Annotated in this window: 21 protein-coding genes; 18 read left to right on the top strand and 3 right to left on the bottom strand. The window is 32.2% G+C overall.

Annotated features, from left to right (window positions below):
• The first annotated feature begins 18 nt into the window (after positions 1-18).
• From RCH18_RS05170 to RCH18_RS05155, 4 genes are all read left to right on the top strand, one after another.
• Entirely contained in the window at positions 19-906 is an 888-nt protein-coding gene (locus RCH18_RS05170) for a DMT family transporter (protein ID WP_326935685.1), read from the top strand.
• A 28-nt stretch (positions 907-934) separates the two neighbouring features.
• A complete protein-coding gene (locus RCH18_RS05165) occupies positions 935-1,627 on the top strand; it encodes an HAD family hydrolase (RefSeq protein ID WP_326935684.1) in 693 nt (230 codons plus the stop codon).
• Positions 1,624-2,253 (top strand): chloramphenicol acetyltransferase, encoded by a 630-nt coding sequence (locus RCH18_RS05160; RefSeq protein ID WP_326935683.1) that lies wholly within the window; start codon positions 1,624-1,626, stop codon positions 2,251-2,253. Before RCH18_RS05165 ends, RCH18_RS05160 begins: the two co-directional genes overlap by 4 nt.
• A gap of 102 nt (positions 2,254-2,355) precedes the next feature.
• On the top strand, positions 2,356-3,255 hold the full coding sequence (locus tag RCH18_RS05155; RefSeq protein WP_326935682.1) for a histone deacetylase family protein: 900 nt from the start codon (positions 2,356-2,358) through the stop codon (positions 3,253-3,255).
• 134 nt (positions 3,256-3,389) lie between these two features.
• On the opposite strand, the gene RCH18_RS05150 is transcribed toward RCH18_RS05155, so the two are convergent.
• Positions 3,390-3,713 (bottom strand): single-stranded DNA-binding protein, encoded by a 324-nt coding sequence (locus RCH18_RS05150; protein ID WP_326935681.1) that lies wholly within the window; start codon positions 3,711-3,713, stop codon positions 3,390-3,392.
• A gap of 183 nt (positions 3,714-3,896) precedes the next feature.
• Between RCH18_RS05150 and RCH18_RS05145 the strand changes: the two genes are divergently transcribed.
• From RCH18_RS05145 to RCH18_RS05120, 6 genes are all read left to right on the top strand, one after another.
• Complete coding sequence (locus tag RCH18_RS05145; RefSeq protein ID WP_326935680.1) at positions 3,897-5,426, top strand: bifunctional GNAT family N-acetyltransferase/carbon-nitrogen hydrolase family protein; 1,530 nt, start codon at positions 3,897-3,899, stop codon at positions 5,424-5,426.
• On the top strand, positions 5,423-5,770 hold the full coding sequence (locus RCH18_RS05140; protein WP_326935679.1) for a hypothetical protein: 348 nt from the start codon (positions 5,423-5,425) through the stop codon (positions 5,768-5,770). Before RCH18_RS05145 ends, RCH18_RS05140 begins: the two co-directional genes overlap by 4 nt.
• A 97-nt stretch (positions 5,771-5,867) precedes the next feature.
• The gene (locus RCH18_RS05135; RefSeq protein ID WP_326935714.1) at positions 5,868-8,189 is read left to right on the top strand and encodes a M28 family peptidase; all 2,322 of its coding nucleotides are present in this window, start codon (positions 5,868-5,870) and stop codon (positions 8,187-8,189) included.
• 256 nt (positions 8,190-8,445) lie between these two features.
• On the top strand, positions 8,446-9,288 hold the full coding sequence (locus tag RCH18_RS05130) for an SDR family NAD(P)-dependent oxidoreductase (protein ID WP_326935677.1): 843 nt from the start codon (positions 8,446-8,448) through the stop codon (positions 9,286-9,288).
• A gap of 1 nt (position 9,289) precedes the next feature.
• On the top strand, positions 9,290-10,231 hold the full coding sequence (locus tag RCH18_RS05125) for a DMT family transporter (protein WP_326935676.1): 942 nt from the start codon (positions 9,290-9,292) through the stop codon (positions 10,229-10,231).
• Positions 10,232-10,243: 12 nt separating this feature from the next.
• A complete protein-coding gene (locus RCH18_RS05120) occupies positions 10,244-12,193 on the top strand; it encodes a S9 family peptidase (protein ID WP_326935675.1) in 1,950 nt (649 codons plus the stop codon).
• 102 nt (positions 12,194-12,295) lie between these two features.
• Here the strand turns inward: RCH18_RS05120 and RCH18_RS05115 are convergent, their stop codons facing one another.
• Both RCH18_RS05115 and RCH18_RS05110 read right to left on the bottom strand, forming a co-directional pair.
• Positions 12,296-14,359: a M13 family metallopeptidase gene (locus RCH18_RS05115; RefSeq protein ID WP_326935674.1), complete on the bottom strand. Its 2,064-nt coding sequence runs from the start codon at positions 14,357-14,359 to the stop codon at positions 12,296-12,298.
• Positions 14,360-14,560: 201 nt separating this feature from the next.
• Complete coding sequence (locus RCH18_RS05110) at positions 14,561-15,247, bottom strand: OmpW/AlkL family protein (RefSeq protein WP_326935673.1); 687 nt, start codon at positions 15,245-15,247, stop codon at positions 14,561-14,563.
• 245 nt (positions 15,248-15,492) lie between these two features.
• Between RCH18_RS05110 and RCH18_RS05105 the strand changes: the two genes are divergently transcribed.
• From RCH18_RS05105 to feoB, 8 genes are all read left to right on the top strand, one after another.
• Positions 15,493-16,476: a Tll0287-like domain-containing protein gene (locus RCH18_RS05105; protein ID WP_326935672.1), complete on the top strand. Its 984-nt coding sequence runs from the start codon at positions 15,493-15,495 to the stop codon at positions 16,474-16,476.
• On the top strand, positions 16,473-16,679 hold the full coding sequence (locus RCH18_RS05100) for a DUF6132 family protein (protein ID WP_326935671.1): 207 nt from the start codon (positions 16,473-16,475) through the stop codon (positions 16,677-16,679). Before RCH18_RS05105 ends, RCH18_RS05100 begins: the two co-directional genes overlap by 4 nt.
• A gap of 166 nt (positions 16,680-16,845) precedes the next feature.
• The gene (locus tag RCH18_RS05095; RefSeq protein WP_326935670.1) at positions 16,846-17,511 is read left to right on the top strand and encodes an SCO family protein; all 666 of its coding nucleotides are present in this window, start codon (positions 16,846-16,848) and stop codon (positions 17,509-17,511) included.
• Between the two features lie 1,203 nt (positions 17,512-18,714).
• Positions 18,715-18,933 (top strand): DUF6444 domain-containing protein, encoded by a 219-nt coding sequence (locus RCH18_RS05090; protein WP_326935669.1) that lies wholly within the window; start codon positions 18,715-18,717, stop codon positions 18,931-18,933.
• 15 nt (positions 18,934-18,948) lie between these two features.
• Positions 18,949-19,467, top strand: coding sequence for an IS66 family transposase (locus RCH18_RS05085; RefSeq protein ID WP_326935668.1), 519 nt, complete (start codon positions 18,949-18,951; stop codon positions 19,465-19,467).
• A 173-nt stretch (positions 19,468-19,640) separates the two neighbouring features.
• Complete coding sequence (locus RCH18_RS05080; RefSeq protein WP_326935667.1) at positions 19,641-19,937, top strand: IS66 family transposase; 297 nt, start codon at positions 19,641-19,643, stop codon at positions 19,935-19,937.
• A 281-nt stretch (positions 19,938-20,218) separates the two neighbouring features.
• On the top strand, positions 20,219-20,461 hold the full coding sequence (locus tag RCH18_RS05075) for a FeoA family protein (RefSeq protein WP_326935666.1): 243 nt from the start codon (positions 20,219-20,221) through the stop codon (positions 20,459-20,461).
• On the top strand, positions 20,455-22,557 hold the full coding sequence (gene feoB / locus RCH18_RS05070) for a ferrous iron transport protein B (protein ID WP_326935665.1): 2,103 nt from the start codon (positions 20,455-20,457) through the stop codon (positions 22,555-22,557). The genes RCH18_RS05075 and feoB overlap by 7 nt, the downstream gene beginning before the upstream one ends.
• Positions 22,558-22,582 lie beyond the last annotated feature (25 nt).

Raw genomic sequence — 22,582 nt, 5'->3', positions numbered from 1 at the left:
TTATAACTAACATCAAAAATGACCAATGCAAAACCCCGATTAGCTCTCGCAATTGGAATACTATGTATTTCAGTTTTCCCTATTTTGGTTAAACTTAATCTTACTGGTGGTTTAATTTCCGCTTTTTATAGAATGGCAATCGCAGGTTTATTTTTATTACCATATGTTGTGTTTACAAAAAAGCTAAAACTACCAAAAAAAAATGTTTTACTATTAGCTATTTTATGTGGTCTTTTATTTGCAGCTGATGTTGCCGTTTGGAATATTTCCATACAAGGATCCAGTGCAACGCAAGCCACTCTGCTTACAAACTTGTCACCAGTTTGGGTTGGAATTGGCTCCTTCCTTTTTCTAAAAAATAAACCCGCAACTAATTTTTGGATTGGCACATTGATCGCAATTTTTGGTATGATAACATTGGTTGGTTTTCAATTTTTTCTCAATTTAGATTTTAATATTGCGTTTTTATTGGCGATCCTTTCAGGGATTTTATACGCTATTTATATGCTCGTAAGTAAAAATATTCTCAATGAAATGGATGTGCTTTCATTTATGTCTATCACTTTAATTACTTCCATCGTATTTCTTGGGGTTGTTTGCATAATTCTAAAGGAACCTTTTAGTGGTTTTTCTGATGCTGGATGGTTAGTGTTATTTATACAAGGAATAGTATGTCAATTGATTGCATGGTTGCTTATAAGTTATGCCACACAAAACATGCGTGCAACACGGGTCTCCCTATCCTTATTAGGACAAGCTGTATTAGCAACTATCTTAGCATGGCTTTTTTTAGATGAAAAAATCACATTCCAAATGATTGTGGGAGGTTTGATTTTGCTATTTGGAATTCGAATTACCTTCTATAGTAAAGTACTTTCCGTTAAAAAATTATTGAATAAGAATTAATCTATTTTCTTATAAAAATTACATAATTATGAAAAACATAAAAGTAGTCGCATTTGACGCTGACGATACCTTATTTATCAATGAAACTTATTTTGCCGAAACAGAAGAGAAATTTTGTAGCCTAATGAGCGATTACCTTTCAAATCAAGGAATTTCAAAAGAACTTTTTAGAATAGAAATCGAGAATTTAAAATTATACGGTTATGGCATAAAAGGCTATATTCTCTCTATGATTGAAGCCGCAATGAGTATTTCTAATAATACACTTCCAGTAGAAATGATTGAAAAAATTATACAGTATGGAAAAGAACTTTTAGAAAAACCTATTGTGTTACTAGATGGCGTTGAGGAAACATTAAAGGCGTTACACGGCAATTATAAATTAGTTGTTGCTACTAAAGGTGATTTATTAGATCAACGTAGAAAACTGCACAATTCCGGTTTAGGTAGATATTTTCACCATATTGAAGTAATGTCTGACAAACAGGAAATTGATTATACTGATTTGATTAAAAGATTAGAAATCCAACCTTCGGAATTTTTTATGATTGGAAATTCTTTAAAATCAGATGTTCTTCCCGTTTTAGCTATTGGCGGACATGCCGTGCATATTCCTTTTCATACGACTTGGGCTCATGAAAAAATTGATCATAAGGTAGAACATGAAAATTTTAAAACATACAACCAAATTATTGATGTTTTAAAGCAATTTCAATATTGAAAACCATTTTAGATTTAGAAAACTGGAATAGAAAAGAACATTTTCAATTTTTCAGAAAGTTTGAGGAGCCTTTTTTTGGTGTAACTGTCGAAATCGATTGTGATAAAGCGTATGCAAGTGCTAAAGAATTAGACACTTCTTTTTTTACTTATTATTTACACAAAACTCTAATTGCAGTAAATACAATTGAATGTTTTAAATATCGCATTTTAGACGATCAAATATATATTTATGATCAAATAAATGCTTCGGCTACTATTGGTCGTGAGGACGGAACTTTTGGATTTTCTTTAATGGAATATGATGCTGATTTTTCAATTTTTAAAAGCTATACAATAAATGAAATTAAAAGAGTTCATAACACAAATGGATTGTTTACCAGAACTTTTGATGATGATAATGTAATTCATTTTTCAGCCATTCCATGGATCGATTTTACTTCTTTATCACATGCTAGAAGTTTTAAATTCGCTGATAGTTGTCCTAAAATTTCTTTTGGCAAAATGAAAGTTTTAGAGAATGGAAAAAGAGTGATGCCTATGTCTGTCCATGTGCATCATGGTTTAATGGATGGTTTACATTTGGGTCAGTTTATAGATTGTTTCCAAGAACTAATGAATAAATAAATGGCAAAAAGTGATCTAATGATCTAAAAAAACGAGATAAAATTTCCATTACAGCACCTTTTTGAATAATACTATACCTAAACTAAAAAAGTATTTTCCTTTATGTTACCAATAGCATTTCATCCTATATATCAGCATCCATTACCAGAAGGACATCGTTTTCCTATGTTAAAATATGAATTGCTACCTCAACAATTATTACTCGAAGGAACAGCTATACAATCTGATTTTTTTGAGCCTTCAGTGTGCGATTTAAAGTATGTTTTATCTGTTCATAAAAAAGAATATGTTGATGATTTACTAAACCTAACATTGAATTCAAAGGCAGCTCGCAAAATAGGTTTTCCGCTTTCAAAAGAATTGGTGCAACGCGAATTAATTATTGCTCAAGGAACCATTTCAGGCGCTCAGAAATCTTATGATACTAAAGTATCTTTTAATATTGCTGGTGGAACGCATCATGCTTACTCCACTCATGGCGAAGCTTTTTGTATGTTAAATGATCAAGCAATTGCGGCTCAGTTTTTATTGAACAATAAATTGGCTAAAAAAATTTTAATTATCGATCTCGATGTACATCAAGGAAATGGTACAGCTGAAATTTTTCAAAACAATCCAAAAGTTTTTACTTTTTCCACACATGGAAAAACGAATTATCCATTTAAAAAAGAAATTTCCGACTTAGATATTGCTTTTGATGATGGTACTAAAGATGAAGAATATTTAAAAACAATTCGAGACATCATTCCACAATTAATTGAAACACAAAAACCTGATTTTATCTTTTACCTAGCTGGAGTAGACATTTTAGCAACTGACAAATTAGGAAAGTTGGGCTGTACTATCGAAGGCTGTAAAAAAAGAGACCAAACAGTTTTAGAACTGTGCTCAAAATATCAAATTCCTGTCCAGGTTTCAATGGGTGGCGGTTACTCGCCTGATATTAAAACAATAATTGAAGCGCATAGCAATACCTATAAAGTTGCTAAAGATATTTTCTAAAAAAACAACTTGCTGCATAGTCATAACAATTCTAATAAATCTAAAAAAAAATTGCACGAACTTCTATTTCAGAAATTCGTACAACTTTTTATGTAATGCTTATCGCCTTTAATCTTAAATACGCTTTACATTTATTATTTTCCTAAAAGTAATACCTCATTAGCAACCACTTCAGTAATAAAACGTTTTACACCATCTTTATCATCATAAGAACGATGTGTTAACTTACCTTCTATACCAATTTCTTTACCTTTAGTAACATACTTTTCTATAATATCAGCGGTTTTTCCCCAAGCGGTGACGCGGTGCCACTCGGTTTTTTCGACTTTATCGCCGTTTTCTTTGTAATAAACTTCATTAGTAGCGATAGAAATATTCGCTAATTTTTTCCCACCTTCTAATGTTTTTACTTCTGGATCTTGTCCAACATGTCCGATTAATTGTACTGTGTTTTTCATGGCGTGTAAATTTAAATATTAGTGTTTATAATTGATCGTTAAAACGTTCATTCGAATTAACAGTACAAAGATGCAACAGCTTCAAAACCCTAATCGGTTGCTAACTAATTACTTTCGGTTGTAACTATTTGTAAGCGTTTGTAAATGGAATATATTTGCTACATTTGGCAAAAAAAAATTTATATGCAGACTAAAATAAATAAAGTAGAATTAAGAAATCTTGAATTTGACGACTATAAAGAATTAAAAAACTCAATGGTAGAATCTTATCCTGAGATGGTAGGATCGTACTGGAGAGAGCATCATATTGAAAAATTACTTAGTATTTTCCCAGAAGGACAATTAGTAATTTTAGTTGATGGAAAAGTGGTTGGATCAGCATTATCATTGATTGTTGATGAAAGTTTAGTAGATAAAAATCATAATTACTCAGATATAACAGGAAAATATAGTTTTTCGACCCACAACGCGAAAGGTGATGTTTTATATGGAATAGATATATTTATACATCCTAATTATAGAGGACTCCGACTAGGGAGACGTTTATACGATGCCCGAAAGGAATTATGTGAACAACTAAATTTAAAAGCAATTGTATTTGCTGGAAGAATCCCAAATTACGGTCAGCATTCTAATACATTAACCCCAAAAATCTATATTGAAAAAGTAAAAAGAAAAGAATTGCATGATTCCGTACTTTCTTTTCAGTTGAGCAATGATTTTCACGTGATTCGGGTAATGAAAAATTATTTAGAAGGGGATACCGACTCTAAAGAATTTGCAGTCCTGTTAGAATGGAATAACATTTACTACGATGAAAGTCCTAAATTAATCAATTTAGAAAAAAGTGTTATTAGATTAGGACTTGTTCAATGGCAAATGCGACAATTAAATAATTTAGAGGCTTTATTTGAGCAATGCGAATTTTTTGTTGATGTAGTTTCTGGTTATGGTAGTGATTTTGCTTTGTTTCCAGAACTTTTTGCAGCACCGTTGATGGCTGATTACAACCACTTGTCGGAAGCTGAAGCCATACGAGAATTGGCTAAGCATTCTGAACCTATACGCAAGCGCTTTCAAGAGTTGGCCATTTCTTATAACATCAATATCATCACTGGTAGTATGCCTTATTTAGAAAACGGTACATTATATAATGTTGGCTTTCTTTGCAAAAGAGATGGAACTTCCGAAATGTATGCGAAAATTCATGTGACACCAAACGAAATGCAACATTGGGGAATGACTGGCGGATCAAAAATCAGAACTTTTGATACAGATTGTGGTAAAATAGGAATCATGATCTGTTATGATGTAGAATTTCCTGAATTATCTAGATTAATGGCTGATGAGGGGATGAATATTTTATTTGTTCCATTCTTGACCGATACGCAAAATGCCTATACTAGGGTAAAACACTGTGCACAAGCTAGAGCAATAGAGAATGAGTGTTATGTTGCTATTGCAGGTTGTGTTGGTAATTTACCAAAAGTAAATAATATGGACATTCAATACGCACAGTCAGCAGTATTTACCCCTTCGGATTTTGCTTTTCCAAGTAATGGAATTAAAGCTGAAGCCACTCCTAATACAGAAATGACCCTTATTGTTGATGTGGATTTAGATTTATTGAAAGAACTTCATGAGCACGGAAGTGTGAGAATTTTAAAAGATCGTAGAAAAGATCTCTATGAAATTAAAAAAATCAATCCATGAAAAGCTGTTTAGAATGTGGAGAGAAAATTGTAGGTAGGGAGGATAAAAAATTCTGTAGCGATGGCTGTCGCAATGCTTACAACAATAAAATAAATAAGGATAGTACTAATTATATGCGCAACATAAATAATAAGTTGCGTAAAAACTACCGTATCCTATCAGAACTTAATATTGAAGGAAAGTCAAAAACTACTCGAGCAAAATTGCTAAGTAAAGGATTTGACTTTGATTTTTTCACTAATATTCTACAAACTAAAACTGGAAATACCTATTATTTTCTGTATGATCAAGGATATATGGTTTTAGAAAATGATTTTTATATTTTAGTCAAAAAAGACATTTAGACACCACAAACCGCTATTCACCACGATGAAACAAAACTATTTTCCCCTGCTAGCAATAATATTCATCAGTTTGATATTAGGAATATCATTCTATACAATGATGCCCCAATTCACCTCAAATGATGAAGGTGCTTTAAATGAATTTTCGACAAAACGCGCACTAAATCATGTAGCTGAAATTTCTAAAAAGCCACATTATGTAGGATCAAAAAATCATCAAGAAGTTGCCAATTACCTTCAAAAGGAGTTGCAAAAGTTAGGATTAGAAACTTCTTTGCAAGAAGGATATACGCTAAGTGATTGGGGAAATCTAGTTAAATCAAAAAATATATTAGCACGTATAAAAGGAACTAGCAATAACAAAGCCCTGCTGCTACTAACTCATTATGACAGTGCGCCTCATTCTTATTCGCCTGGAGCCAGTGATGCTGGATCAGGTGTAGCAACAATTCTAGAAAGTGTTCGCGCTTTTATTCATAATAAAACGGCACATAAAAATGATATTATCATCCTCTTTTCTGATGCCGAAGAACTAGGATTGAATGGCGCCGCACTTTTTGTAACTCAACATCCTTGGGCTAAGGAAGTTGGTTTAGTACTAAATTTTGAAGCGCGTGGTTCCTCAGGGCCAAGTTATATGTTGATGGAAACCAACAGTGGAAATGCAGGATTAGTAAAAGAATTTGCTGCTGCAAAAGCTACTTTTCCAGTATCTAATTCGTTGATGTATAGCATTTATAAAATGTTACCTAACGATACTGATTTAACCGTCTTTAGAGAAATTGGCAATATTCAAGGTTATAATTTTGCTTTTATTGATGACCATTACAATTATCATACGGCGCAAGATGATCTAAATCATTTAGATAAAAACACTTTAGCGCATCAGGGCTCCTACTTGATGCCATTGTTACATTATTTTTCAAACGCTAATTTAACAAATAGCGCAGCTACCGAAGATTATGTTTATTTTACCATTCCATATACATTTATTAGTTATCCTTTTAGTTGGGTATTACCAATGGCTATTATTGCTTTACTGTTGTTTCTGACCTTGATTGTAATAGGAATTGCAAAACGTGTTTTAATATTATCTGAAATAGTAAAGGGATTTATACCATTATTAACATCTCTTATACTTGCTGGGTTGATTACTTTTTTTGGATGGAAAGCATTGGTTTTAATATATCCACAATACAATGATTTGTTAAACGGCTTTACTTATAACGGTCATGAATATATTGCTGCATTTGTACTAATGGCATTAGCGATTAGCTTTATTGTGTATCAACGCTTTTCTATTAAAAAACTAACGCTCAACCATTATGTTGCTCCATTATTTCTATGGATTGTCATTAATTACTTTCTTGCATTGAGCTTACAAGGGGCTGGTTTTTTAATAATACCTGTATATTTTGGTCTGATTGTTTTTGGAGTATTTATCATTACTCAAAGATCATTTAAGATCTTAAATCTTATTCTTAGTATTCCTGCTTTACTGCTAATCGCTCCATTTATTCAAATGTTTCCTATCGGTTTAGGTTTAAAAGTATTATTTGGAAGCGCTATTCTTACTGTATTAACTTTTACTTTATTGCTACCTATTTTTGGGGCTTTCGCCAAAAAGGGAATCTGGTCCGTTATTTTTTTAGTGCTTTCCATTGGTTTTTTTGCCAAAGCTCATTTAGACTCAGGATATGAATTAGGAAAGGCCAAATCAAATAGCTTATTGTATATTTTTGATGCAAACACTTATAAAGCTAGCTGGGCAACTTACGATACTAATCTTGATTCCTGGAGTAAAACCTATTTAGGTCAAAATCCGAAAAAAGCTGCATTAACAAACACATTACCCCTTTTTAGTAAATATAATTCGGGTTTTACTTATAGTGTTGATGCTGCTAATAAAAATTTGGCAAGGCCAACAATTGTATTTCTTGAAGATCGAATTTTAGGCAATCAACGGTTTTTAAAAATTAGAATTTCTCCAAATAGAAACGTAAATAGATATGACATATTCGCTAATAATAAAATGTCAATTTATAATTTTAAAGCAAACGGTGTTACTACTTTAGGACAAAAAAACACCTTATATAAACGTAATGGAAAAAAAATAGTCAGTTATTATGTAGTAGAGAATGCACCATTAGAAATGGAATTTAGGATTAATTCTAATGCTGTTTTTGATATGGAATTGTTAGAAAGCTCATTTGATTTAATGACAAATCCCATTTTTAATATGCAAAAGAGAGAAAATTGGATGATGCCAACTCCATTTGTCCTCAACGACGCAGTGGTGATTAGAGAAAAAATAGCACCTACACCTCTTATTACTGTAGATACGATAATCCCTATTAACTCTAAACGATTCGTGAAACTTAAAAAACCAATAGTGGTCGATAGCTTGCAGATTGATTAGAATTAATTAAATCATGACCGTTTTAATTTTTGCGATTTTATACTTAAGTAAAGCCTAATTATATCTCTGAGTTTATTGAGGTATTTTTCTACTATGAAAAAGCATTTCTTAAAGCTTAAAGTCATATTGGAAAACAAGTTCAATGTGATAAAAAATGTAAATAGTACGAGCGGAATTATAAAAACAATTAATTAGTTTGCTGCGTAAAACCGACAATCAAAATAAAGAGCGAAAAAACCACATTAAATATTTAAAAATGAAAAAAATCAGCATCCTAGGTTGCGGTTGGTTGGGTTTTCCTTTAGCAATTTCCTTACTTGAAAAAGTTTATCATGTAAAAGGATCTACAACTACACCAGAGAAACTGCACACTTTAAAAAATGTGGGAATCGAACCTTATCTAATCGATATTCCCGTTGATCTAGAAGCCAATTCTATTGAAAGCGAAAAATTTTCCATTTCGGTACAAGAATTTCTATTGGGAAGTGACACTTTAATTATTGATATTCCACCAAAATTAAGAGGTACTGTCAAAGATCAAGTTGAAAAATCGTTTGTTAAAAAGATAGCTACATTGATTCCGTTTATAGTAAATTCATCTATAAAAAATGTTCTTTTTATAAGCTCGACATCTGTTTACGGAGAAAATCAGCTAAGAGTTACTGAATCTACAAAGCCACAACCTGAAACCGAAAGTGGTAAACAATTAATAGAAGCAGAAGAACTTTTACACAATAGAAGTCAATTTAAAACTACAATTCTTCGTTTTGGAGGTTTAATTGGCGAGGACCGCCAACCTGGAAAATATCTTGCGGGTAAAGAAAATCTTGATAATCCTGGCGCACCCGTGAATTTAATCCATCAAGAAGATTGCATTGGCATCATCTCAAAAATAGTAGAAATAGATTGCTGGAATGAAATTTTAAATGCTGTTTCGCCTTTTCATCCTAGCCGTGAAGCCTATTATACTCAAAAAGCAACGGAACTGAATTTGGCTTTGCCAAAATTCAATTATTCAAAACCTTCAACTGGAAAAATAATTGAGAATGATAAAGTTGTAAAGCTTTTAAAATATACTTTTGCTCAACCAAATTTATAATGTGAAAACTAAAATTAAGAATGCAGTTTCTAATAGAATCAATATAATTGGCTGGCCTATCTTAGCATTATGCTTTGTAAGTTTTTTTTGGGGAACCACTTGGATTGCTTCAAAGGAAGGTGTCAAACACATGCCAGCTTTGCAACTGGTTGCGATTAGACAGTTTATTGCGGGCTTACTTTATATTTCCTTTTTTTTATTTAAAAAAGCAGCTTGGCCAAAAGGAAAACAATGGAAAACCATTATTATATTAAGTATTCTTAATTTTGTTTTGAGTAATGCATTAAGCACTTGGGGAGTGAAATATATCAGTAGTGGATTAGGTGCTATTATTGCCGCTTGTGTTCCTTTATGGATTGTTATTATTACTTTTTTCAGAGGAGGTCGTTTATCATACTTATCTGTATTTGGATTATTTATTAGCTTTGCAGGTATTTGTGTTATCTTTTACGATCGGTTGAGTGATTTTTTAAATCCAAGCTTTAGATTTGGAATAATAATTTCAATAATCTCTACCTTAACTTGGGCCTTTGGCACCTTATACACAAAGAAAAAAGCTGCAACATTCAATCCTTATTTTAGTTTAGGAATTCAAATGTTTTTATCTAGTATCTTAGTTTTTGCTTATACTGGTGCTACAGGAATATCAATACCATTAACTGAAATTCCAGCACTTTCTTGGTGGTCAATAGCTTACTTAATACTTTTTGGTTCCATTCTTAGTTTCATAGCTTTTATATATGCGCTTCAAAATCTTCCAGCTGAAATCAGTACTATTTATTCCTATATAAATCCAATTGTTGCGGTTCTTTTAGGCGCTTTAATCTTTGGTGAAACACTCAATGCTGCAATTGCAATAGGAGGAAGCGTTACCTTGTTTGGTCTTTATATGGTCAACTATTCCTTGCGAAAATCTCGAAAAAACATGCTATTAACCAAATAAATATTTAAAATTATGAACTTAAAAAACCTTTTAGTAGTTACTGCTACGTTTTCTACACTGTTTGTCATGAATGGTCAAACGAAAACTAATTATGTGGTTCCAAATGAAAATTTAATCACAGAGAACATCGCTCAAATTCCGAAGGAACTTTCTAATGATGTTAAGAAATATTCAGAATCCAGAAGCGCAACTTTAGCTGACATTAATCCAGTAACAAACGAGATCATTATTAATACTCGATTTGGTTCTACGTCACAATTACATCGCGTTTCTAATGTTATGGGAGCCAGAACTCAAATTACATTTTTTGATGAACCTGTAAGCACTACTTCTTACGAACCTATAAAAGGAGAGTATTTAGTTTATGCTAAAGACATTGGAGGAAATGAATTTAGTCAACTGTTTAAATTAGATCTTAAAACCCAACAATCAACACTCTTGACAGATGGTGGAAGATCTCAAAATGGAGGAATGTATTGGCGTAAAGATGGTAAAGGATTTTACTACTCATCGACTAAAAGAAACGGTGGCGATCGCGATGTTTATTATATGGATCCAAACAATCCTAAAGCTGAGAAATTAATTTTGAAAGTAAAAGGCGGTGGATGGGGAATTCAAGATATTTCTTCTGATGGTACAAAATTATTGATTGGAGAATATGTTTCTATAAATGAATCTTATCTGTGGTTATTGGATATTGCAACGGGTAAATTAACTGAAATCACAGATAGAAAAGTAAAAGCAGTTTCGCAATCTGATGGTACTTTCTCAAATGTTGCTAACGAAATCTGGTTTGTAACGGACAAGGATAATGAATTTGAGCGTTTAGCAACTATGAACCTAAACACAAAGAAGGTAACATATCACACCACTGCTATTGCGTGGAATATTGAAAACTATAGCGTATCTAACGATAAAAAATCAATTGTATTTACTAGCAATGAAGCAGGTGTAAACAAGATGTATCTTATGAATGCGGCTACTAAATTATATACTGAAGTAAAAGGACTTCCTATTGGGTTAATTAGTGATCCTCGTTTTACAAAAGACAATAAAAGCATCTTCTTTAACCAATCTACCGCACAAACAGCATCAGATATTTATCAGTTAAATATAAGTTCTGGCAAAGTGGCACGCTGGACCGAAAGTGAATTAGGCGAGATGCAAGAATCTGATATGTCTGTTCCAAAATTTATCGAATGGAAAAGTTTTGATGAATTAAAGATATCAGGTTTCTATTATCCCGCTTCTACAAAATTTAAAGGAAAAAGACCTGTTATCATTATGATTCACGGTGGACCTGAAGCACAATCGATGGCTTCGTTTTTAGGAGGAAATAATTTCTATACTAATGAAATGGGCGTTTCTTTAATTTATCCTAATGTAAGAGGTTCTTCTGGTTTTGGTAAAACCTATTTAGCTAAAGACAATGGTTTTTTAAGAGAAGATTCGGTTAAGGATATTGGTGCTTTACTCGATTGGATTGCAAAACAACCTGAATTAGACAAAGACAAAATAATGATTATGGGCGGCAGTTATGGTGGTTATATGACTTTAGCAACAGCCTTTCATTATGCGGAGAAAATAAAATGTTCTGTTGATATTGTGGGAATTTCAAACTTTAATACGTTCTTAAAAAATACAGAAGAGTACAGACGTGATTTACGTAGAGCGGAATATGGTGATGAAAGAGATCCTAAAATGGCTGCTTTTTTTGATAAAATGGCTCCATTGAATAACACAGATAAAATTAAAAAACCAATGTTTATTATTCAAGGAACAAATGACCCAAGAGTTCCGGTAACAGAAGCGATGCAAATGCGTGACAAACTGAAAGCGCAAGGCAATACCGTATGGTATCTTGAAGCGAAGGATGAAGGACACGGATTCAAAAAGAAAGCCAATATCGATTACCAAAGATTAGCAGTTATAAGATTTATGCAGGAATATTTAGTGAAATAGGTGCTAAAAATAGAAACCATTTAGCTTTAAAAATAAAAACCCATTCGCCGATGCGAATGGGTTTTTCATTAGTATAGATGACTTAATTTATAGAACCAAATTCTACCAGATTCTAACTCTTTTCTCTGGGGCAATATACATTCCATCAGTTGCTTTAATATCAAAAGCTTTATAGAAGGTGTCAATGTTTTGAAGTGGCACATAAGCACGGTACATTCCTGGAGAATGCGGATCCGTTTTCACTTGGTTTTTCAGTGCTTCATCACGCATTTTTGAACGCCATATTGTTGACCAAGAGATAAAGAAACGTTGTTCAGGTGTATAACCATCAATCAAACCTGGATTTCCATTCTCTTTCAAATAAATTTGTAAACCATCATAAGCAGCATTGACACCACCTAAATCACCTATGTTTTCACCTAAAGTAAATTTACCATCTACAAAAGTTCCAGGCAATGGTTCAAGTGCACTGTATTGAGCTGCAAGCGCTCCAGTTAAAGATGAAAATTGTTTTAAATCCTCAGCTGTCCACCAGTCTACTAGATTTCCATCGGCATTGTAACGTGATCCTGAATCATCAAAACCATGTGAAATTTCATGACCAATAACGCCACCTATTCCACCGTAATTTACTGCTTCATCTGCTTGGTAATTATAAAATGGCGGTTGTAAGATCGCCGCAGGAAATACGATTTCATTATTAGATGGATTGTAATAGGCATTCACTGTTTGTGGTGACATTCCCCATTTATCTTTATCTACTGGTTTGTTCAACTCAGCAATATTTTCATTAAAACGCCAGATCGCCATATTCTTAGCATTTTCAAAATAAGTTCCACCTTCTTTCGGACTTTTTATAGTTAAGGCTGAATAATCTTTCCATTTGTCAGGATAACCAATTTTGATTCGTGATTTATGCAATTTTGCAACAGCACTCACCTTAGTTTCAGCTGACATCCAGGCCAAATTATTGATTCTGTTTTCGAAAGCTGTGAAAATATTTTTAATCATTTTCTCTGCTTTCACTTTAGCTTCAGCTGGAAATTTTTTCTCTACATATAACTTTCCTAAAGCTTCACCTAAAGTTCCGTTGATAGTTTGTAGCGCATTTTCATCACGTGGTCTTTGCTTAACAGCACCCGTTAATGTTTTACCGTAAAAGTCGAAATTTGCATTTTCTATCGTTGTTGATAACTGACTTGAAGCTCTATTTAATAAGCTCCAGCGCATGTATGCTTTCCAATCAGCGACTTTATTTTCTTTAAAAATAGTTTCTAATGCCGTCATGTATTTAGGTTGCGTAACAATAATAGTATCCGCTTGCGCTAAACCAATTTTAGTAAAATAAGTATTCCAGTTAATCGATGGCGTTAATTTACCTAATTCAGCAACCGTCATTGGGTTATATGATTTACGACGATCTCTACGCTCTACTCTGTCTAATCTTGGTTTAGACATTTCAATTTCTAATGCTAAAATCTTATTGGCATTAGCCGCAGCCATCGCTGGAGAATCCCCTAAAAATTGCAACATTTTAGCAACATGTAGCACATATTTAGCTCGCTTCTCCTTAGAATCTGCATCATCAGAAACATAATAATCTCTATCTGGCAACCCTACTCCACCTGGTCCAAGGTTTACCACGTTTCTGCTGCTGTTTTTAGCATCAGTTCCTACTCCAGCACCAAAAAATCCAATACCGCCTAAAGGCTCCATTTCAATCATTAAAGCCTGTAAATCCTTGGCGTTTTTTACAGCATTAATCTTTGCTAAGTAAGGTTTTAAAGGAGCAATTCCCGCTTTATTTCTGGCTACAGTATCTAAGATAGTTTGGTATAAATTCACCGCTTTTCCTTGATCAGTATTAGATTTGTAACTTGGGTTTGTTGTAGCTTCATTTAAAATTGCCAATGCATCTGCATCGGTTCTTTTACGCAACTCATCAAAACTTCCCCAACGCGTTCTATCATTAGGAATTTCAGTATTATCCAACCAAGTTCCATTGACATAGCGAAAGAAATCATTACTTGGTTTTACCTGCTTATCCATGTAATTGATGTTAATCCCAGGTTCCTTATTAACAGGAGCATTTTGGGCTTGACCCACAGCAAAACCCATAATTGCAGGAATGACAAAAAGCAACTGCTTATTTTTTATTATTTTCATTTTTTAATAATTATTTGGTTGTTCTCGCAAATCTATTAATAAAATTTTAAATTTTACGTTAAATTTTAGTTTCCCTAAATTACTGTTTACTCATGTCGCTTTGCTGCGATGATTGCAAGTAAAACCTAATTTAAGCAAAATGAGGAAACCGTTTCAAAAATTAATTTTGAAACGGTTTCTTTATGAGGTCAATATATAATATTAGAATTTCATACCAACACCTAAACCTATAAGCCAAGGATTAATCTTCACATCTGCAGGAATAGATAACCCAGCTGCAAGATTAGAAGCATCTACAGTCACATCAGTTGATAAAAACAAATGCTTAGCATCTACATTGATAAAAAAGGTATCATCAAGCATTAAATCAAAACCCAGTTGGGCTGCAAACCCTACAGAATTTTCATATTTTATATCTTTTACTACATTTCCCGCTTTTTCATTATAGAAAATGGTGTAGTTAATACCAGCACCTATATAAGGTTTAAATACTTGCTCTGCCATTGGAAAAAAGTGATATTGAAATGTTAATGTGGGTGGCAAAAGATAAACACTTCCTAAATCTACTGAAGTATTTGTAGAACCGCCTACAGCCGAAATATCTGATCCAATAGTTTTAACTTCGTGCTTTGTAGTTCCTAAAATTAATTCAGCAGCTATATTCTTTGTAAAAAAATAAGTAAAATCTAATTCTGGAATAACTGTTTCTGTAATTTTTACATCGCCTCCTATAACCCCAATTGTAGCACTTTCATTTGGAGCTACTCCAATTACACGAACTCTAGCTTGCCATCTTTTGAAATCTCCTGATTTCGTTTTTTCTTGAGCTGTTGCAAAATTGCCACTGAATAACGATAACGCAATTGCAGCAAAAAATAACTTTTTCATTTTTATTTACTTTAAAATTATATCACAAAAATAGAAAGTAAATAAAATGTAAATACTGACAAAAGTCATTGTTCATCAGGATTTGATTTGCCTTTAAAAGAAAGTATTAGTACCCTATTTTATTATAATAATTTCATAAGGCTACTAAATTGTTATCTCTTTGTTAGTTAAAAAATGACTGTGTAACATAAGTTACATACTATCTCACTAATCAGCACTATTTTTGAAGTAAATACATATATATCATGAAGTATCTTATATCAATTTTAGCTATAATTAGTCTTTTTATTTTTCAAAATAGGGAATCAACTTATATTGCGATTCCAGAAAAATTATCCGAAATTCAAAATAATAATCATGAAGGCAAAAAATTAATGGAAACCCATTGTTATTTATGCCACAGTCCAAACGCAGCTGAAAATGAAGACCGAATTGCTCCTCCTATGGTTGCAATCAAGGCGAAATATATTGACAAAGAACGATTTAACAAAGCAGAGTTTATCCAATATTTTACTGATTTTGTAAAAAATCCAACAAAAGAAAAAGTCCTGATGTACGGCGCTGTTAAAAAACATGGATTGATGCCAAAACAAGATTTTCCTAAAGGAAGTGTAGAAAAAATAGCCGACTTTCTATATGATTACCAAATTGAAGAACCTAGCTGGTTTAAAGCACACTGGGAATTACACGGCAATAAAAATTGGATTCAGTCTGGAAAAAAGTTTATTGAGGTTGCAAGCCAAAAAACTTTTTCAGATATAGGACTAGAATATGCTCTGGAAACTAAGAAAGTATTAGGTAAAACTTTAATGGGAACTATTCAAAAAGAGGGAACTATTGCAGCGCTAGATTTTTGTAATGTGCAAGCGATGCCCTTAACAGATAGCATGGCATTGAAATACAATGCAACGATAAAACGTGTTTCTGACAAAAATAGAAATCCAAAAAATAAAGCAAATGCAGAAGAACTAAAATATATAGCGAAGTTTAAAAAACAAATGGCTAATATGCAGGATATAAAACCAGTGATTGTGGAAAAAGGCAATACAGTACATTTTTATTATCCTATAGAAACAAATACAATGTGCTTACAATGTCATGGAAAAAACATTAAGCCAGAAGTAAGTAGAAGAGTTTTAAAATTGTATCCAAAAGATCTTGCTGTAAATTATAACGAAAGTGAAGTGAGAGGAATGTGGAGCATAACGTTTAACAAAAAAATAAAATGACAAAAAAAGAATACATTATTACAGGAATTGGGATAATTGTGGGATTGATCGCTGGATACTTATATTATGCTGAAATAGGTTGTGTTAGCGGCACTTGTGCAATAACCTCAAAACCTATAAATAGTACACTTTATGGTGGCTTAATGGGTGGTTTATTATTTAATTTATTTGTATCTACGAAAAAAAAGAAAGAAAAGCTATAATTACAATTACTTTTAAGAGTTAAAAAAGCGAAAACTACATTAGTGCAGAAAATTATAATAGTATTAAAAATAGTTTGCAATTCTATAACATCCACACAAACTAAGATTCTGTTAATATAAATTAAAAACAAATTACGTTGTTGTATTTTTGCGTAAAAATAAAATTATGTCAGCATTTCTAAAAAAATATGGTCTCTTTTTAGGCGGTTTTGTTGTTTTCTCTGCAATTGTTTTATCATTATTTTATTCGGCTTTAAAGCCAAAAAAGACATTGCCAATATTTAATCCTGCTGATGTAAATCCAGAATTAGTAGATAGCACGGTTCAATATAAAAGTAAGTATCATACCATCACTGATTTTTCGTTTACTAATCAAAACGGGAAAACCATCACTCAAAAAGATTACGAAGGTAAGATATATGTGGCTGATTTTTTCTTTACCACTTGTGTTACCATTTGCCCAAAAATGACTGCCAATTTATCTGAAATTCAAACGGCTTTCGCCAATAATCCAAAAGTAAAATTACTTTCTCACACCGTTTTTCCTGATACGGATACTGTTCCTGTTTTAAAGGCTTACGCCAAAGAGCATAATGTTGATGATGCCAAATGGAATTTAGTGACTGGAGATAAAAAAGAAATTTATGCGATGGCTCGGAAATCCTATTTGGCCGTTAAATTAGGCAAACCCGAAGAATTATATGATATGGTGCATACCGAAAATTTTGTTTTAGTTGATGCCAAAAAAAGAGTTCGAGGTTTTTATGATGGAACAAATAAAGAAGATATACAACGCTTGATTGCCGATATTACTTTCTTGAGTAATGAATAAGAAATTAGCTTTTGTAATAAAATTAAATTCTATCAAATTAATTACCAATGATGAGTTGTAATATCAAAAACAATTATCGATTTAGCCACTTATATCTTCTAATTATTGAACTACTAAATTGTAACAAACCTCTGTGAATTTTGTAAAATAAATAAAGAGCACATAATATTTAGAAACTGCTCTATTTTACATAAAATAGTTGGTACGTAAATTTCCATATTTAGCAAATTTTCTAAAGTAAATATAATTTGATATTATAAAATAGTGATTATCATTTTATAGTAATTATGAAAAATACAAGATAAAAGACAAGCTAAACCGCATCGATATAAAGTGTTTGTAGAAAAATATAGTAATACGCATCCTACTATAGTAGCAGGATATACATCAAAAAAAATTGTGTAAACCTGTTTTTACATTAAAAATACGAAACGTTGTTTTTATAAATAGAACAAACGCCTCTTTTCTCAAATTAATTAAGTAAAGTATAGATCAACAATATATTAAATTTTCATCCTTATTTTTACAAGGAATAACGGCTTATTTTAAATCTTCTTTAAGTTTAAAATTATAATTTTTAGCAAAGTAAACTCTTAAAACTGCTTTTTTGTTCTCGAAAACTTAACTATAATGACCAAATAGTCAATAGGTTTTTAAATATTGTTATCTTATCTAAAATTATGGTATGTCGAATTGTGAAAGAAAATAATATCAAGATAGATTAACGTTTGCATCCAATAACCATTTAAATTTTAAATTATGATTAAAAGAAATCTGAACATTTTAGTAATAGCTATTGGAATTACTATTTTCGGCTTTTTAATGGATAGCGATGTAAAAGAACCAATTACAATTATGCGATTCATAGAATTTTTTGCCATGATTGGAATAATTTTTATCATCTCATTCGTAATTAGTAATTTATTCCGTTTTACAAAAAATAGAATTAATTTATTACGAAGCTAAATCGGTTGTTTAAAACACATATTTAAATATAATAAAGATCGATTTTGAAATGCAATTTAAAGTGTTTGTAACTATTCAGCCTATTCTAAAAAATACATAGTTATGAACAATTCTGGCCGTTATTTTTGGAAAAACAGCTAATTTTTAAACTTTTGTTGATTAATAATTAACAACAATCGTGTTTATATTGTTCACTTATCATTTGAGTTAGTTTCCTTTGTATTAAACCGATAGACATTGAACGCTGATAAAAAACGTATTGCTCAACTAGAGGCCAAAGTTATCCGATTGGAAGCGTTAATTGAAAAATTATTTGATAAAATCGATGATCTAACTCTTGGAAAAAACAGTCGTAATAGTTCAATTTCACCATCAAAAGATGAAAATAGACCCTTAAAAAGTAAAAGTCTTCGGCAAAGCCAAGGTAAAAATGTCGGTGGACAATTAGAACACTAGGGCACTACTTGAGAAATGACAACAGCCCCAGATATCATTGTTGAACATGCGCCAGAATTTTGCAATCATTGTGGCGATGATTTGTCTAATCAACCAGCCACATTTATTCAACGTAGACAAGTTGTTGACATCCCTGCAATTACCCCCGAATTTACAGAACATCGTATTTTTCAAAAAACGTGTTCTTGTGGTCATCATTTGAAAGCTGTATTTCCTAGTGGAGTGAAGACTTCTATAAGTTATGGTTCTAATATTCAAGCCACAATTGCTTATATGCATACTAGACAATACTTACCTTTTGAGAGAATGAGTGAGTTTTTCAGCTATGTTTGCAATTTAATAATAGCACAAAGTACTCTTTGTTCATTACTCGATGGCTTTGCTAAAAAAGCGCAACCAGCCTATGAATTGATTGCTCAAAAAGTAGAAAATGGAAAAGTAATTGGGGGTGACGAAACAGGTGCAAAAGTTAATGGCAAAAAGGGATGGTTCTGGACTTTTCAAGGGCAAGCTGCCACTTACATTACATATTAAAACAATAGAGGAACTGCTACTATAAACCAAAACTTCCCAAACGGCTTTGCAAACTCAATATTAGTTCACGATTGCTGGCCAAGTTATTTTCAGGTAAAATGTAAAACACATCAAATATGCATACCTGATTTGGTTCGGGAACTTATCTTTTTTGAAGAACGGTATGAATAGCAATGGCAATAAATTTTAAGGATTTACTATACAAAGGAATCAAACTTAAAAGGAATCTATCATCAAGTCAATATCTCAATCCAATTGCAGAAAGGGACAAAATCCTTGAAGAATTATCTGCTTTATTATTAACTTGCGTTTCCAAAAACCGGAAGGATCTTTGTGCATTTCATAAAAGGATGCAAAAGTATAAAGAATATATCTTTACTTTTTTATTCTACGACCAAGTACCTCCTGACAACAATGCTTCGGAACGAGCAATCCGTAATGTAAAAGTAAAACAAAAGATATCAGGATAATTTAAAACCGAAAACGGTTCGCAGTTCTATGCAGTCATTCGATCGGTCACAGATACGTGCATAAAAAATGGTCAAAATGTTTTGGCTGCATTCAAAACAATAGCTAATTTGCAGCCTGAATAGTTACAATTTAAATAGTATTGGATTACATTTATTTTTATTTTCATTTAAAAATAGAAACTTTCACTTATTGCTTTTTTTAGCATATAAATATGATAGCAATCATATCAAATCATTTAAAATTATGTACTTTTGCAATCTTAATTCAATCTAAATAAGCTTTGCAAACAACGATACATTCTCTCAAGAAAGGCGAACAAGGTATTATAAAAGACTTTGACATCGACGTCGTTCCATTAAAACTATTAGAAATGGGTTGCTTGCCTGGCAATACCGTTGAATTACTCCAAATTGCGCCTTTTGGAGATCCATTATTTTTAAATATCAACGGTTCTCACGTAGCAATTAGAGTGGAAACTGCAAAGCAAATTGAAGTTGATATCATAAAACTCAACTTATGGTAAGTAAACAAAACATTAATATTGCCCTTATTGGCAATCCAAATACAGGAAAAACTTCTGTTTTTAATCAACTCACAGGCTTAAATCAGCAAGTAGGGAATTATCCTGGAATTACTGTTGAGAAAAAAATTGGGTTTTGTAAATTACCCAATAATATAAAAGCTAATATTCTAGATTTACCAGGAACTTATAGTTTAAACGCCAGTTCTATTGATGAAAATGTTGTCATTGAACTTCTACTTAATAAAAACGATAAGTTATATCCCGATGTTGCTTTAGTAGTCACAGATGTGGAAAATTTTAAAAGAAATTTACTGCTTTTTACACAAATAAAAGATTTAGAAATTCCAACAATCTTAGTCATTAATATGGCTGATAGAATGAAATTCAAAGGGATTTCACTCGACATCCCCTATCTTGAGGAACACCTAAAAACGAAAATTGCACTTATTAGTTCAAGAAAAGGATTTGGAATCCAAGAATTAAAGGAAATGATTATAACTTACAGAACACTTTCAACAGATCCTTGTTTGAACTCTTCAGTTATTGATCCTGAATATTTTGATAATTTGCGCAAAGCGTTTCCCAATCAATTGTTGTACAAATTATGGTTAGTGATCACTCAAGATGTTAATTTCTTGAATTTAGATCGAAATGAAATTAGAAGTTCTTTCACAAAATCGCATTCAGATCTAAAGCGTTTGCAACAAAAAGAAACCATCAAAAGATACCAATTTATAAACGATGTCTTAAAAAAAGGTTTGAAAGTTGATACTTCAATTGCTAAAGATTATCGCAGCAAACTAGATCGTGTGCTTACGCACAAGGTTTGGGGATATGTAATTTTCTTTTTGATATTATTTGTTATTTTTCAGTCCATATTTGAATGGTCGACCATACCAATGGATTTTATCGATGCTAGTTTTGCCTCATTGAGCGCTTATGCAGCTTCGGCTTTACCTGCTGGCGTTTTGACCGATTTGATTTCTCAAGGAATTATACCAGGAATTGGGGGAATTTTGATCTTTATACCACAAATTGCTTTCCTATTTCTGTTTATTTCAATCTTAGAAGAAAGCGGTTATATGAGCCGAGTGGTTTTTTTAATGGATAAAATCATGAGGAAATTTGGTTTGTCAGGTAAAAGTGTAGTGCCACTTATTTCAGGAACTGCTTGTGCGATTCCTGCTATTATGGCAACGCGAAATATAGAAAACTGGAAAGAAAGATTAATAACCATTTTAGTCACTCCCTTTACAACATGTTCAGCACGATTACCTGTTTATGCTATTATTATTGGATTAGTAATTCCAGATGATCACATTTTTGGATTCTTGAATCTGCAGGGATTAACTTTAATGTTGCTTTATCTTTTAGGTTTTGCAGCTGCAATATCCTCGGCTTACGTTTTAAATAAGATTTTAAAAATAAAAAGTAAAACCTATTTTGTCGTTGAAATGCCCAATTATAAATTACCCCTTTTCAAAAATGTGGGAATTAATGTAGTGGAGAAAACAAAAGCATTTGTTTTTGGTGCAGGCAAAATAATTTTGGCGATTTCTATTATTTTGTGGTTTTTAGCTTCATACGGACCAGGAAAAGATTTTAACAATGCGGAACAAATTATTACTGAAAAAAACATTAGCACGCCTTTAAACCCAGACGAATTTGAAAATGCAGTCGCTTCGCAAAAGCTAGAAAATTCATATATAGGAATTATGGGTAAAACTATTGAACCCGCTATTTCACCGTTAGGCTATGATTGGAAAATAGGAATTGCAATTATCAGTTCGTTTGCTGCTAGAGAGGTTTTTGTTGGAACTTTAGCTACTATTTACAGCGTGGGTGGAAGCGATAATGAAGGTACTATTAAGAATAAAATGGCTGCAGAAATCAATCCGGCAACGGGACAAAAAGTGTTTAATTTTGCCTCAGGAATATCATTGTTATTGTTTTATGCATTTGCTTTGCAATGCGCTAGTACCCTCGCCATCACCAAAAAAGAAACTAATTCATGGAAATGGCCACTTGGCCAATTAATTCTGATGTCTGGATTTGCCTATGTAGTTGCGCTACTTGCTTACCAAATCCTGAAATAATCCCAGCTTTACTTTGTCATCACTT

The organism is Flavobacterium sp. PL11, from assembly GCF_035985025.1.
Classification (GTDB): Bacteria; Bacteroidota; Bacteroidia; order Flavobacteriales; family Flavobacteriaceae; genus Flavobacterium.
This window is presented reverse-complemented; position numbering and strand designations above follow the sequence as displayed.

Coding starts and splice junctions, on each gene's coding strand:
- RCH18_RS05170 (WP_326935685.1), top strand. CDS start 19: ATGACCAATGCAAAACCCCGATTAGCTCTCGCAATTGGAATACTATGT.
- RCH18_RS05165 (WP_326935684.1), top strand. CDS start 935: ATGAAAAACATAAAAGTAGTCGCATTTGACGCTGACGATACCTTATTT.
- RCH18_RS05155 (WP_326935682.1), top strand. CDS start 2,356: ATGTTACCAATAGCATTTCATCCTATATATCAGCATCCATTACCAGAA.
- RCH18_RS05150 (WP_326935681.1), bottom strand. CDS start 3,713: ATGAAAAACACAGTACAATTAATCGGACATGTTGGACAAGATCCAGAA.
- RCH18_RS05145 (WP_326935680.1), top strand. CDS start 3,897: ATGCAGACTAAAATAAATAAAGTAGAATTAAGAAATCTTGAATTTGAC.
- RCH18_RS05140 (WP_326935679.1), top strand. CDS start 5,423: ATGAAAAGCTGTTTAGAATGTGGAGAGAAAATTGTAGGTAGGGAGGAT.
- RCH18_RS05135 (WP_326935714.1), top strand. CDS start 5,868: ATGATGCCCCAATTCACCTCAAATGATGAAGGTGCTTTAAATGAATTT.
- RCH18_RS05130 (WP_326935677.1), top strand. CDS start 8,446: ATGAAAAAAATCAGCATCCTAGGTTGCGGTTGGTTGGGTTTTCCTTTA.
- RCH18_RS05120 (WP_326935675.1), top strand. CDS start 10,244: ATGAACTTAAAAAACCTTTTAGTAGTTACTGCTACGTTTTCTACACTG.
- RCH18_RS05115 (WP_326935674.1), bottom strand. CDS start 14,359: ATGAAAATAATAAAAAATAAGCAGTTGCTTTTTGTCATTCCTGCAATT.
- RCH18_RS05110 (WP_326935673.1), bottom strand. CDS start 15,247: ATGAAAAAGTTATTTTTTGCTGCAATTGCGTTATCGTTATTCAGTGGC.
- RCH18_RS05105 (WP_326935672.1), top strand. CDS start 15,493: ATGAAGTATCTTATATCAATTTTAGCTATAATTAGTCTTTTTATTTTT.
- RCH18_RS05100 (WP_326935671.1), top strand. CDS start 16,473: ATGACAAAAAAAGAATACATTATTACAGGAATTGGGATAATTGTGGGA.
- RCH18_RS05095 (WP_326935670.1), top strand. CDS start 16,846: ATGTCAGCATTTCTAAAAAAATATGGTCTCTTTTTAGGCGGTTTTGTT.
- RCH18_RS05085 (WP_326935668.1), top strand. CDS start 18,949: ATGACAACAGCCCCAGATATCATTGTTGAACATGCGCCAGAATTTTGC.
- RCH18_RS05080 (WP_326935667.1), top strand. CDS start 19,641: ATGGCAATAAATTTTAAGGATTTACTATACAAAGGAATCAAACTTAAA.
- feoB (WP_326935665.1), top strand. CDS start 20,455: ATGGTAAGTAAACAAAACATTAATATTGCCCTTATTGGCAATCCAAAT.